The 12715-nt window shown below is 73.8% G+C and carries 11 protein-coding genes; 3 read left to right on the plus strand and 8 right to left on the minus strand.

Annotated elements, in window-relative coordinates; all coding sequences use genetic code 11:
- Positions 1–5: 5 nt before the first annotated feature.
- The 7 genes from IG86_RS0116385 to IG86_RS0116415 form a co-directional block, all read right to left on the minus strand.
- Complete coding sequence (locus IG86_RS0116385; RefSeq protein WP_030820755.1) at positions 6–1184, minus strand: serine hydrolase domain-containing protein; 1179 nt, start codon at positions 1182–1184, stop codon at positions 6–8.
- Between the two features lie 130 nt (positions 1185–1314).
- On the minus strand, positions 1315–2904 hold the full coding sequence (locus IG86_RS0116390) for a molybdopterin-dependent oxidoreductase (protein ID WP_051785217.1): 1590 nt from the start codon (positions 2902–2904) through the stop codon (positions 1315–1317).
- 96 nt (positions 2905–3000) lie between these two features.
- Positions 3001–4188 (minus strand): oxygenase MpaB family protein, encoded by a 1188-nt coding sequence (locus IG86_RS0116395; protein WP_037848040.1) that lies wholly within the window; start codon positions 4186–4188, stop codon positions 3001–3003.
- Positions 4189–4286: 98 nt separating this feature from the next.
- The gene (locus tag IG86_RS0116400; RefSeq protein ID WP_030820761.1) at positions 4287–5321 is read right to left on the minus strand and encodes a polyprenyl synthetase family protein; all 1035 of its coding nucleotides are present in this window, start codon (positions 5319–5321) and stop codon (positions 4287–4289) included.
- Positions 5314–5664, minus strand: coding sequence for a hypothetical protein (locus tag IG86_RS0116405; RefSeq protein WP_051785218.1), 351 nt, complete (start codon positions 5662–5664; stop codon positions 5314–5316). The genes IG86_RS0116400 and IG86_RS0116405 overlap by 8 nt, the downstream gene beginning before the upstream one ends.
- Positions 5665–5878: 214 nt before the next feature.
- Positions 5879–8143: an alpha-N-acetylglucosaminidase gene (locus IG86_RS0116410; RefSeq protein WP_030897497.1), complete on the minus strand. Its 2265-nt coding sequence runs from the start codon at positions 8141–8143 to the stop codon at positions 5879–5881.
- 28 nt (positions 8144–8171) lie between these two features.
- Positions 8172–9860 (minus strand): alpha-galactosidase, encoded by a 1689-nt coding sequence (locus IG86_RS0116415; protein WP_234316028.1) that lies wholly within the window; start codon positions 9858–9860, stop codon positions 8172–8174.
- 155 nt (positions 9861–10015) lie between these two features.
- Here IG86_RS0116415 and IG86_RS0116420 point away from each other — a divergent pair, with 155 nt between their 5' ends.
- The gene (locus IG86_RS0116420) at positions 10016–10657 is read left to right on the plus strand and encodes a TetR/AcrR family transcriptional regulator (RefSeq protein ID WP_030897500.1); all 642 of its coding nucleotides are present in this window, start codon (positions 10016–10018) and stop codon (positions 10655–10657) included.
- A 14-nt stretch (positions 10658–10671) separates the two neighbouring features.
- Entirely contained in the window at positions 10672–11649 is a 978-nt protein-coding gene (locus IG86_RS0116425) for a serine/threonine dehydratase (RefSeq protein ID WP_030820771.1), read from the plus strand.
- Between the two features lie 36 nt (positions 11650–11685).
- Here the strand turns inward: IG86_RS0116425 and IG86_RS0116430 are convergent, their stop codons facing one another.
- Positions 11686–12159, minus strand: coding sequence for a universal stress protein (locus tag IG86_RS0116430; RefSeq protein ID WP_030820773.1), 474 nt, complete (start codon positions 12157–12159; stop codon positions 11686–11688).
- Between the two features lie 190 nt (positions 12160–12349).
- On the opposite strand from IG86_RS0116430, the gene IG86_RS0116435 reads away from it, so the two are divergent.
- Positions 12350–12715 carry a hypothetical protein gene (locus IG86_RS0116435; RefSeq protein ID WP_030820775.1) on the plus strand — a complete coding sequence of 122 codons (366 nt, stop codon included), beginning with the start codon at positions 12350–12352 and terminating at the stop codon, positions 12713–12715.

The following is a 12715-nucleotide window of genomic DNA, read 5'->3' on the forward strand; positions in this document are numbered from 1 at the left end:
CCCCTTCAGCCCAGGCTGAGGGGGCGCTCCGGGGCCAGGTGGCCGGCGATCGCCTGGAGCACGTTCGTGCTGGCGTTCTGGACGGTGCTGCCGAGGCCCTGCGTCGCCACCGTCGCGATGGCGAGCTTCCGGGACGGCAGGTAGGCGACCGTGCCCGCGTAACCCGCGAAGGACGGGTTCTGCAGGATCCACGTGTTCACCACGGGCAGCCCGAGGGCGAAGGAGGCGTCACCCTTGACCTTGACGACGGGCGTGAGCTGGAGCTCGTGCGACTCGGGCGTCAGCAGCTTCCCCTCGCCGATCGCCGCGAAGGACTTCGCCATGTCCTCCAGCGTCCCGGTCATCACCGCCCCCTCCGCCACCGTCCACGACGGATCCCAGTAGGTGGAGTCCTCGAACACGCCCCGCTCGTTGTCGAAGCCGTGCAGCACCGGCGCGGGGATGTCGGCCCTGGAGGAGATGGCGGTCCCGGTCAGGCCCATCGGTTCCAGGACGTTCTCCCGCAGCACCTCTCCCAGCGGCCGCCGCTCCACCTTGGAGATGATGTCGCCCAGGAGCACCCAGTTGGCGTGCGAGTAGGCGAAGCCCGAACCGGGTGGCCGGGCCATGGGCCGGGAGACCGCGATCCGTACGAGTTCCTCCCCGGTCCAGTGCCGGAACGGGTTCTCGTACAAAGCGGCGATGAAGGCCTTGTCCGTGACGTAGTCCGCGTATCCGGAGGAGGCGGACGCCATCATCTTCAGCGTGATCTCGTCCGCGTGCGGCAGGTCCGGGCGCCAGCGGGACAGCTTGTCGTCGAGCGCGACCTTGCCCTCGTCGACCAGTTTGAGCAGCTCGGTCGTCATATAGGGGATGGCGACCGAACCGATGCGGAACCGCATGTCCGTGGTCGCGGGGAAGCCCGTCATCGTCTCCCCGGCCGCGGCGGTGGAGACGCGCTGCCCGTCGACCCACACCCCGGCCATCGCCGCGGTGAGCTTGTACTTCTTCAGCGCGTCCGCGACCTGCCGCGCGGTGAACTCCTCGGTGTCGCCCGGCAGGCACGTGCCGCCCCGGGAGACCTGGCCCGCCGGGCACTGCCGGGCGGAGCTCCCGGCGGGGCCGGCGGCGCCGCCGGCCGCCAGCGAGGCGGCCAGCATGAGGCCGCCCAGACAGGTGAGGGTGAAGGTCCTGGAGTGTCGCACGGCGTGCCTCCACGCGGGTCGAAGGCGAAGGTCCCCCACCTCGCGATTGCAGGCCTCGTCCCGGCAGGCTAACCGGCGGCCCGGCCCGCCGCATGCGGGAGGCGTTCCACGGGTGACGTCCGCCGGGGACTCAGCCCAGGGCCCGGACGTGGACCTCCACCGTGTGCCAGCCGGTCGCCCCGTCCGGCACGGTCCCGGCGCGGACCCCCGTCTGGACGGCGCCCGTCCCGTCCGTCGCGCGGACCTCCAGCGTGTGCGCCCCGGCCGTCGCCTCCCACGGCCACACCCACTGCCGCCAGGTGTCCACGCCGTCCGCCTCCCCGAGCCGCGCCTCCTGCCAGGGGCCGCCGTCCACCCGTACCTCGACCCGCCGGATCCCCCGGTGCTGCGCCCACGCCACCCCCGCCACCGCCACCCGGCCGGGCCGCAGGGCCGCGTACGGGCGCGGGGTGTCGATCCTCGACTGCGTCTTGACCGGGGCCTGCTGCGCCCAGGACCTGCGCACCCAGTAGGCGTCGTACGCGGCGAAGGTGGTCAGCCGCAGCTCGGTCAGCCATTTGCAGGCCGAGACGTAGCCGTACAGGCCGGGTACGACCATCCGGACGGGGAAGCCGTGCGCGAAGGGGAGCGGTTCGCCGTTCATCCCCACGGCCAGCAGCGCCGCCCGGCCGTCCATCACCGTCTCGACGGGCGTGCCCAGTGTCATGCCGTCGACCGAACGGGCCACGAGCTGGTCGGCCGGGCCGCCCCGGGACGGCGGCCGCACCCCGGCCTCGCGGAGCAGGTCAGCGAGGCGTACGCCGAGCCAGCGGGCGTTTCCGGCGTACGGGCCCCCGACCTCGTTCGACACGCAGCACAGGGTGATGTCGTGTTCGACCAGGGGCCGGGCGAGCAGCTCGCGCAGGCCGAGGGTGACGGGACGCGACACCCCCTCGCCGTGGATGCGCAGCCGCCAGGTGTCGGCGTCCACGCGGGGCACGACCAGGGCGGTGTCCACCCGGTAGAAGTCCCGGGCGGGGGTGAGGAAGGGGGAGAGCCCGGGCACCCGCAGGTCCGCGCCGGCCGGTACCGGCGGGGCGGGCACGGTCGGCGGGGGGAGGACCAGAGCGGCCCTGGAGGCGGTGGCCCCCGCCGAGCCGTGGGCACCCAGGCGCCGTCCGGCGAGACCGGCCGCGGACGACACCGCCAGGACGCCGACGACCAGCCGGCCGAAGCCGCGCCGGTCCATCGCCCAGGCACCGCCCGGCGGCGCCCGGACCGGCCGGGGCCGCGTGGCCGCCGTGACCAGCAGCGCCAGCACACCGGCCGCGGTCAGTCCGCCGGCGAGCGAGGGCAGCGCGTCCTGCCAGGAGGCCTCCGGCCGGCTGAGCGCGGCCGCCGCCCCCAACAGCCCGAAACCGCCCGCGACCGCGACCCCGGCGGGCAGGCGGCGTACGGCGAGCAGCCCGGCCCCGGCGGCGACCGCGGCGAGGACGACGACGATGCCGAGCGTCAGCACCGCCTTGTCGGCGGTGCCGAAGACGGCGATGGCCCACTCCCGGACCGCCTGCGGCGTCAGGTCGACGGCCGCCGCGCCGACGGCGGCCACCGGGGAGGCCTCGGGCCGGGCCGCCGCCGTGACCAGCTCCGCCACGGCGAGGCCGGCGAACGCGGCGACGATCCCGCAGGCGGCGCCCACCACTCGGCGCGGCCTGCCGGAACCGCTCGGGTCTGCCCTCACACCGCCAGTGTGCCCCCGGCCGCGGGGCGGCGGGCGGCGCCACGGGCAAGCGGCGCCGTCGCGGGGTGACGGCGCCGGCCGGTGCACGGGCGCCGGTCAGTGCACGGGCGCCGGCGGCACCCAGCGCCCGGTGCGCGGCGCCTTCACCCCGTAGTCGCCCTTCAGCTCCGCCGGGATGGCGTGGTGCATCACCCGGCCCCGGGTCAGGGAGGCCAGCTCGAAGCCGGAGAGCAGCGAGCCCGCCTTGTCGAGCGCCCACTCGGCGTACGGGCTGCTGTCCTCCAGGGTCTCCAGCAGCCCGAGGAACACCGGCACCGCCTTGGCCGCCGTGTCCCAGGCGGTGCGGGGGATCTCCAGCCAGTCGCCGATGGTGTCGCCGACGAGGAACCGGACGGTGGCGGGGACCATCGGGTCGAAGAGGGTGCCGGGGACCACGTCCTCGTACATGCGCATCAGCTGGGCGTTGAGGCGGACCCCCTCGGGCGAGGGGCCGAGGTTGCGCAGGAGGTAGAGGTCGCAGTAGTCGCGGGCCTCGGTGAGGGTCCGCGGCACCGCCGACATGTCGCAGCCGAGCATGGCGCCCACGACCCGCCAGGCGTAGAAGTAGGCCTCGGCGCCGTCCTCGCTCATGTGGATGCCGAGCCGGTGCATCGCGTCGAGGACGAGGAGCGAGAAGCAGATCTGCCCCCCGATCATGTCCTCCTGGCAGATGGGCACCCCGTCCTTCTCGACGTCCCAGTGGCCGCCGTGGCGCAGGTGGTGGCGGACCGCCGCGTGCAGCAGCCGCACCTTCTGCGCGGCGGGGATGAACTTGCTGCCCTCCGCGAAGGAGTTGGTCTGCATGAGGTAGGTGACGAACTGCCCGGTGTTGGCCATCCGCCGCGAGGGGTACGCCATGGAGTGCGTCGAGGCGAGCAGCCGGGAGAGCCGGGGGACGGCGTAGGTCGCGGGCATGGCAGCGAAGGACAGGCCGGTGTTGATGTGGGCCGCGTTGTCCATGAAGAACAGCCGGGCCTGCTCCATCACGTCCCAGTCCACCCAGGTGGGAGGCATGGCGGTGGCTTCGAAGTAGGCGCGCGCGGACTGCGGGAGCTGCTCGGGGAGCTTGTCGCCGGTGGTGGTGAAGAACCGCATGAGGGTGTTGAGGTCGCCGACCTCCTTGCGGCGGAACATCTCGGCGACGGTCTCGTCGGCGAGCGGATCGCCCTGAGTGCTCAGGGCGTCGAGCGCGGCGTGGTCGTAACGGGGGCGCGCCGGGGCGGTCTTGGTGGCGTTGGCGTTCACGTGGGTCGTCCTTGTCGTGTCTTCGGGTGCGGGGCCGGACGGCCGGTCCGGTGGCTTCCGCCGCGGCGAGGAGGCGGTGTGGGGGCGCGGTCGCGCGGCTACAGGGAGCGGTCGGCGGCGGTCGCGGCCAGCCCGCTCAGCGCGGACCGGGCCTCCGGGGGCATCGCGGCGAAGTCCAGTGCGGCCTCGGCCCGGCCGATGCGTTCGCGGATCATGTCCTCGACCTGCTGTCTGGCCCCGCACCGCTCCATCAGCTCGCGGACCGACGAGGCCTCCTCCGCTTCCAGCTCCGGGTTGCCGACCAGCTTCGCGAGGAGCCGGCGGTCGTCGGGCCCGGCCGCCGCCACGGTCAGCGCGAGCAGCGCCGTGGGTTTGGCGTCCCGCAGGTCGTCCAGGTTCGACTTGCCGGTCCGCGCGGGGTCGCCGAAGGTCCCCAGCAGGTCGTCGCGCAGCTGGAAGGCCTCGCCGAGCGGGAGGCCGTAGCCGGAGAAGGCGTCCAGCAGGGCGCGGGAGCCGCCGCCGAGGGTGGCGCCCAGGTGCAGCGGCCGCTCCACCGTGTACTTGGCCGTCTTGAAGCGGGCTACCTCCAGGGACTCCGCCACCAGCGGTTGCCGGTGCGCTCGCGCATCGGTGCGCAGCACCTCCAGGAACTCGCCGGCCATCGTCTCGCGCAGCAGGGTCGACCAGAGCGGAACGGTCCGGGCCAGGTAGGCGCCGGGCAGCCCGCAGGAGGTGAAGACGTGCCCGGCGTACCCCATCAGCAGGTCGCCGAGGATCATCGCGAGGGCGGTGGAACGCTGCCCGTTCGCGGCGAAGGCGGCGTGCGCGGTGAGCTGCCCGTGCCGCATCCGGCTGTCGTCGATGATGTCGTCGTGGGTGCAGGCCGCCGCGTGGACGAGCTCCATCGCGGCCGCGGCCCGGATCACCCCTTCGCAGTCCGGCTGCCCGGCCGCCCGCCACCCCCAGTACAGGAACGCGGCCCGGATCCGCTTGCCGCGGGCCAGGGACCGGCGTAACTGCTCCGAGAGCGGCGTGAGTTCGGCGTGCAGGCCGAGCAGGGCCCGCTCCTCCTCGTCGGCCAGCCGGACCAGCACCTCGTCGATGCGTTCCTTGAAGCCGGTGTGGTCATGCACAGGGGCGGCCCTCGGAGGTGGTCCGCTCCGCGGCGCGCCGGGCCATGGTCTCCAGGTAGTTCTCGTTGCCCATGCCCGCCCGGCGGGTGGCCAGTTCGCCGCGCTTGCGCAGCTCCACCACTCCGTCGGTGAGCAGTTCGCGCAGGTCGGCGCGGCGCAGCGCGTCCTGTGCGCGGTCGGCGGTCTGCCGCAGCTGGTCGAGGGCCAGGTCGGCCACCCCGGCGGCGAGCAGCGTCAGGAGTTCCAGGGACGCGGCGGCGGAGCCGGCGCCCGCGGACCGCTCCTGCCGCTGCCGCTCCTGTTCCCGCTGGTGGGCACTCTGGTCGTGTTCGGTCTGGGACATGCTCGGGTGCACTCCTGGTCGCGTCGTGGCATCGGAAGGGGCGGCCACCGGATTCCTCCGGTGGCCGCCCCTGGTCTTCTCCGGGCCAGTCAACCGAGTGCCGTCCCCGCACGACGAACCGCGGCCGGGGATCTCCCTCGCACGAGCGCGGACTTTCCTCCTGGAGGGTGATCATCACCGCGTTGGACGATCACCACCGCCCCGGTGGTGTAGGTCAGCCGGTGGCCGCGGCCGGGAGGGCCGCCGCCACGGCCGTGGCCAGCCGGTACGGGTCCCCGCCAGGCCGGTCCGGGTGCCGGGTGGTCCGCCCGGCCCATTCCTCCTCGAAGGCGTGCCAGTCGATCTCCCGCGGCGCGGCCCCGCCGACCAGTGCCTCGTCCAGCGTCGCGAAGTAGGCCGTCCACCGGCGGGCGTACAACTCCGAGATCAGGCCGCTCCATTCACGGTTGGCGTAGTCGTGCAGGAAGCCGCCCTCGCTGGTGCTGCGCCGGCCCCACACGCTCAGCAGCGAGCGGGCGTCGTACTCGTACCGGTCCTGCTCGGCCCGGTCGGCGCCGTGGGAACGGGCCCGGGACAGCCACGTCCCGAGGAGGAGGTTCGGGTCGGAGCCGGTCACCTGGTCGAGCAGCCGCATCCCGTCCTGCCACTCGGCCGTCAGCGTGCGGAAGCGGGCCAGGTCCTTGGCCTCGTAGGCCGCCTTGATCTTCGGCAGCAGTACCCGCGAGTGGTTGGCGAGGGCCTGCCGCGCGGTGTCCACCAGGTCGAAGCGGTACGCGCTGGAGCGGCGCAGCGCCGGATCCACCCTCAGCAGGTGGTCCAGGGCCCTGCGCACCGAACCGGCCGGATACCGCATGGACTTGGGGCTCCAGTACGCCGCCCCCACCGCGGACAGGCTCGGCCGGGCGCTGAACAGGCTGTCCTGCGACTCCGACCACAGCCCCGAGGAGGTGCTGTACGGGCCCTTGCGCAGCTCCTCCCAGGCGGCGGCGGCCTCGGCGTCGGGGCGGCCGTAGCGGCGGGCCGCGAAACCGGCGAACCACGTGCGCTGGTCGATCGGCCCGGCATCCCAGGCGAGGTCGGTGAAGAGGTCGAACGCCGCCGGATTGGTCCCGGTGGCCTCCGGCAGGTAGGCGATCCCGGTCAGCGCGCTGTTGTTCTTGGCCCGCCAGGGGCCGAAGCGTTCCAGCCACACCGAGGTGTTCGCGCCGATCGTGGTGTGTCCGCCGAAGTTGTAGATGGTGCCCATCGCGTACGGGGCGCCGCCCCACCGGGTCTCGCGGTCCAGCCGGTTGTACCGGTCGGACAGCCCGTCGAGGATCAGCAGTTTCGAGGTGTCGACCCCGGCCAACAGCTCCGCGGTCGGGTCGTCCTGCCAGCCCAGAACGGCCCACAGCGCCCCCGGGTGGGCGGCGTGCAGCGCGCCCTGGATGGCGCCCGCCGCCGCGCCGACGTCGACGGAGCCGGTTCGGCCGCCCTCGTGCAGCGGGCTCATCCGGTACATCGAGCTGTCGCCGAACACCGCGCGCTGCTCCGCGTAGTAGGCGGCGGCCAGCTTGGTGAAGACCGGCGAGGCGGGGTCCAGCCAGTCCGGGCGGTCGAAGCCCGCCCAGTCGCCCTGCGCGACCGTGGCCGCCCCGGCGTTGCGCGCGGCGAAGCCGGCCGGCACGGTGCCGAAGTAGCCGGGCAGCACCGGGGTCATGCCGAGGCCGCGCAGCTGCTCGGCGATCCGGCCGCCGAGCTCGGCGCGTTCGCGCATCAGCCGCTCGGTGACCGGGCCGCCGAAGCCGCTGAGGTTCTGCAGCAGCCACCAGCTCTGGTGGCCCGGGCCGGGGATCCACTGCCGCAGCTCCTCGGCGGAGTATCCGAACCGCTGGAGCGCCCGGTAGTACGGGTACTCCGCCCCGACCTGCACGAACACCTCGTTGATGCCGTGCAGGGCGAGCAGGTCGATCTGCCGCTGGTGTTCCTCGAAGGTGCGGTACGGGCCCGAGTACCCGTCGTCGGTGTCGTTGAGGGCGTACCGGTGGGGGACCTGCGCGCTGCGGGTGACCGGCGCCGGTACGGCCGGCAGCCGGGCGGGCAGCATGCCGATGCTGTCGCCGGGCCAGCCGATGTCGGCGCCTGCGACGTGCTGGAGGTACCAGCCGACGCCCGTGAGCAGGGTGGCTCCGGTGCTGCCGCGCACCGTGACGGCCCCGGCGGTCCCGGACACCGTGAAGGTGTCGGCGCCGGCGGCCGGGTCGGGCACCAGGGTGAACTGCCCGGCGTGCCGCGGGAGAAGCCGCTCCAGGGCGGCGCGCGCGGGCGCGGTGTCGAAGGTCGCGGCACTGGGGGCACCGGTGTGCGCATGCGCCCCCGCCAGGGGCCGTACGTCGGCCCGTGCGGGCGATCCCGCGCAGATCACGGCCAGCAGCGCCGCGGGGAGCGCGGCGAGGGCGACCGGGCGGGTGGCGGGCAGGCGGCGCCCGCTTCGTGGCATCGGGTTCCTCATCCGTTCGCTCGGGTCGTCAGACCGGCAGGGACCAGGCCTGGTCGACCCGGTGCTCGCCGCAGGGGGTCAGCCGCAGCCGTTCGGCCGGGGCGTCGGGAGTGGCGGCCCGGGCGGGCGCGGTCAGGCACAGGCCGCCGGCCTCCTCCACGAGGGTCCCGTCGCGGCGGTGGGACCAGCTCTGGCCGGGCTGCCCGCTGTTCCCCGGTGCGCAGTCGGCCAGCTCCACGAGGCCGTCCTCGCCGGCGGACAGGCATTCGCCGGCCAGCCGCAGGCGGGAGTCCTCGCCCAGGAACCACCGCTGGTCGGGGGCTCCGGTGCAGCCCGCCATCACGACCGCGCCGACACCGCTGGTGTTGGCCCCGTCGGCGCACCGGGCGCCGTCACCGACGATCTGCCCGGTCGGCACGGCCTCGGAGCAGCCGCGCGGGCTGAGCCGCCACACGGCGGTGTCGTGGCCGGCCAGCTTCCCGGTCAGCGCGTCGGAGACCTCGGTGCGCGCACCGCTCCACAGGTCCTGGGCGTCGGCCGTGCAGTCGTTCAGGCCGATCTCGTCGAGCGGGACCCTGATGTCGCGGGTGTTCGCCGAGCGGTTGAGCACGGCCACCGCCCGGTCGCCGTTCGCGAGCGGACGGACCAGGATCTCGAAGGTGGCGTTCGAGGAAACGACGGCGCCCTGACGGCCCATCGGGTCCTGGTCCAGCGCGATCAGCCGGGTGTTGCCGAGGGCGGCGAGCCCGGCGGGGGTCAGCTTCGAGACGTCGGAGGACAGGATGAAGGGGGCCGCCATCATGGACCAGAGGGCGACCTGGCTGCGGCTCTCGGCCGCCGTGAGGCCGGGGGAGCCGGCGATCAGGAAGTCGGGGTCGTTCCAGTTGCCGGGGCCGGCGTACCGGCCGAGCCAGCGGTTGTAGCCGTAGTTGCCCAGCACCGAACTCCACCGCGAGGTGGCGGGCGTGGCCGGGTTGTAGACCTTGATGTCCTTGCCCTCGCGCCACAGCTGGCCGGTCTCGCCGACCCAGCCGAGCACCTTGTGCCAGTCGGAGCCGCCCCACTCGCCCTGCTGGAAGTAGGCGGGCGCGGAGGCCGACAGGACCATGTCCCGGCCGCTCTCGCGCAGTGCCTTCGCGACGGCGTTGTAGGCGTCCCGGTAGGCCTGCTCCTTCGTGCGGCCCTCCGGCACCCACAGGTTGCAGCCGTCCATCTTGACGTAGTCGACCTTCCAGGACGCGAACTGCCGTGCGTCCCGGGCGTAGTGGTCGGCTCCGCCGCCCTCGGGGGAGCCGCTGCCGGGGTACTTCTCGCACGTGAGGGAGCCGGCGTCCTGGTAGATGCCGAACTTCAGTCCCTTGGCGTGCAGGTACTCGCCGAGCCAGGCCATGCCGTGCGGGAACTTGGCGGTGTCGACCACCAGGTTGCCCCGCGCGTCGCGGCTCTTGGTCATCCAGCAGTCGTCGACGGTCACCGTGTCGTAGCCCTTGGCGGCGAGCCCCGTCGAGACGAGGGCGTCGGCGTTGGCGACCACCTTGGCCTCGTCGATGTCGCACATGTAGTGCGCCCAGTTGTTCCAGCCCATGGGAGGGGTGAGCGCGAGCGGGGTGTCCGAGGTCGCCCGGGGCTCGGCCGCCACCGGGGCGGGGGAGAGCGCGAGGGCGAACAGGGCGGCCGCGGTCAGGCAGGGGAGCGTTGCGCGCAGGCGAGGCGGCACTGGGTCTCCTTGACGGATGGACAGTCGTGCGACCAGTGCAGCGAGGCGACTACTCAGTGTCAACACAAGTCGCCGGTTGTCGTGTGATGACCAGCAATATGGCTGCAATTGATGTCACACCAAAGAGTCGATACGTCGTATGATACGGTGTATCTATGCCGAGGAGATCCGAAGCCCTGGACCGTGCGACCCCCGAGGCCGTCGCCGTCGCCGCCCTGCGGATCCTCGACGAGGAAGGGCCGCAACGGCTCAGCTTCCGCACCCTCGCCGACCGGCTCGACGTCTCCCACGCCACCGTCCAGCGCCGCTGCGTCGACCTCGCCGGACTGCTCGACCTGTGCACCGAGCACCTGGCCGCACAGCTCCCCGAGATCCCCGCCGGCACCGACTGGGCCGAGGCCACCGAGCAGCGGTTCCGCGCGCTGTACCTGCTGCTCACCGCCCACCCCGGCCTGCTCGTGCTGCGCGGCGGCCGGCCCTGGCTCGGCTGGCAGCTGCTGGCCCGGCTCGTCGAGCCCGCCCTCGCCGACAGCGTCGCCGCGGGGATGACCGTCACCGGGGCGTTCACCGCATACCGCCGCATGTACCTGCTCACCCTGGGCAGCGCGGCCTTCGTGGACCACCGGGATCCGGCCGGCGTCACCTCCGCCTCGCGCGCCGCCCTGGCCGCGCTGGATCCCGAGGAGTTCCCCGTGCTCTCCGGCGGACTGCCCGACGTACTGCCGGCCCTGACGGACCACGAGGTGTACTACGGCGCCTTGCGCCAGCTGATCGAGGCCGCCCGGCCCGCCACCTGATGGGGAGACCGACCATGGAACGTCCGCAGCATCCGCAGCATCCGCGGCATCCGCAGCAGCTCGACTACGCCGCCGTGCGCGCCGCCGCCGCGCGGATCGCCGGCGGGGTACGGCCCGTCACGGTGGCGCCCGCGGCCGACGGCGTCTGGTACGCCCTGGAGTACCTCCAGCACACCGGTACCTTCAAGGCGCGCGGCGCCCGCAACTTCCTCGCCGCCCACCACGAGGCCGGCGCCCTCCCGGCCGCCGGTGTCACCATCGCCTCCGGCGGCAACGCCGGGCTCGCCTGCGCCTGGGCGGCCCGCGCGCTGGCCGTGCCCGCGACGGTCTTCCTGCCCGCCAACGCCCCGCGCGTGAAGGTGGAACGGCTGCGCGGCTACGGCGCCGACGTCCGGCTCGTCGGCGACCGGTACGCCGAGGCGCAGGCCGCCTGCCAGGAGTTCGCCGCCGCGAGCGGCGCGCTGAGCAGCCACGCGTACGACCACCCGCTCATCGCGGCCGGCGCCGGGACCCTGCTCGACGAGATCCGCGAGGCCCTGCCCGGGCTGGACACCGTGGTCGTCGCGGTGGGCGGCGGCGGACTGTTCGCGGGAGTGGCCACGGCCGCGCGCGAACACGGCGTACGGGTGGTCGCGGCCGAACCGGAGAACTGCCGGGCCCTGAACGCGGCCCTGGAGGCGGGCCGGGTCGTCGACGTCGCCGTGGACTCCGTCGCCGCCGACTCCCTGGGGGCCACCCGAGTCTCGGCCGACGCACTGGCCGCAGCGCAGGAGAAGGACGTGACGTCGGTCCTGGTGGCGGACGAGGCGATCACGGCGGCGCGGCGCGCCGTGTGGGAGGAGCACCGGATCGTGGTGGAGGCGGGCGCGGCCACCGCCCTGGCGGCGCTGCGCGGCGCGCCGGAGCCGCTGGGGGAGCGGGTCGCCGTCATCCTCTGCGGGGCCAACACGGACCCCGGGGACCTGACGGACCCGGCGGACCCCGCGGCCTGAGGCCGCCGCCCGCCCGGAGCCCGGGCGGGTGGGCGGTCAGTCGCCGGCCTCGGCCTCGCCCTCGCGGACGACCACGACCGTGCCGGCGGAGTACTGCACGACCTGCTGGCTCACCGAGCCCAGCAAGGCGCCCTTGAACCCGCCGTACCCACGGGTCCCGACCACCGTCAGGTCCGCCTCCTTCGAGGCGTCCACCAGGACCTGCGCCGGCGAGCCCTGCTCGACGCGGCGGAAGACCGGCACGCCGGGGGAGGCCCCGACGGCCGCGGTGACGGTGTCCGCCAGCTTCCGGCGGGCCGCCTCCTCGGCCGTCACCGCCTCCTGCTCGGCGAACTGGGCCTCCGCCATGCCGATGGCGAAGGGGTTGCGGTTCCACTCCCAGGCCATCACGGCGTGCACGCGGCCGCCGATCAGCCGGGCCTGCTCCACGGCCCAGCGCACGGCCTCCTTGGAGTGGTCGGAACCGTCCACGCCGACGACGATCAGGGGCTCGACGGTGTGCTCGCTCACGGTGGGTTCCTCTCGTTCCGCCCGGAAGGTCGATCTTCTCCCTGTATACACGCAACGCCGCGCCGACCTCGAACGACGATCGTTGCGGCGGGTGACGACTTTCGAGGACAGCCCGCGGCCCGCGTCCCTTGCGAGGGTGTGGACGTCCAGGCGATCACCGCCGGACGTGAAGCGACTTGGAGGAACGGGCGTGGCTCAGCGCAAGGGTTGTCTGATCGGCTGCGGAGTGGCGCTGGTGCTGGGCATCGGCGTCCTCGCCGCGGTGGTCTTCGGCATGGGGAAGTTCCTCGACATGGCCGAGAAGACCGTGGTCGACCCCGCGGTCTACGAGGGCGTGAAGGCCGGCGACACGGAGAGCGACGTCCGGGCGAAGCTCCCGTCGGGCGAGAGCTTCGTCAAGGAAGCCCTCAAGGAGGGCGGCCCGGTCGAGCCCGAAGGCAGCACCTGCGCCTGGTACATATCCGGCGCCGACACCGAGCTGGGTTCGGAGACGGTGCTCCGCTTCTGCTTCAAGGACGGCAAGCTCGCGGAGAAGACCAAGTACCCCATGAAGTAG

The organism is Streptomyces virginiae (assembly GCF_000720455.1).
In the GTDB taxonomy this organism is placed as follows: Bacteria; Actinomycetota; Actinomycetes; order Streptomycetales; family Streptomycetaceae; genus Streptomyces; species Streptomyces virginiae.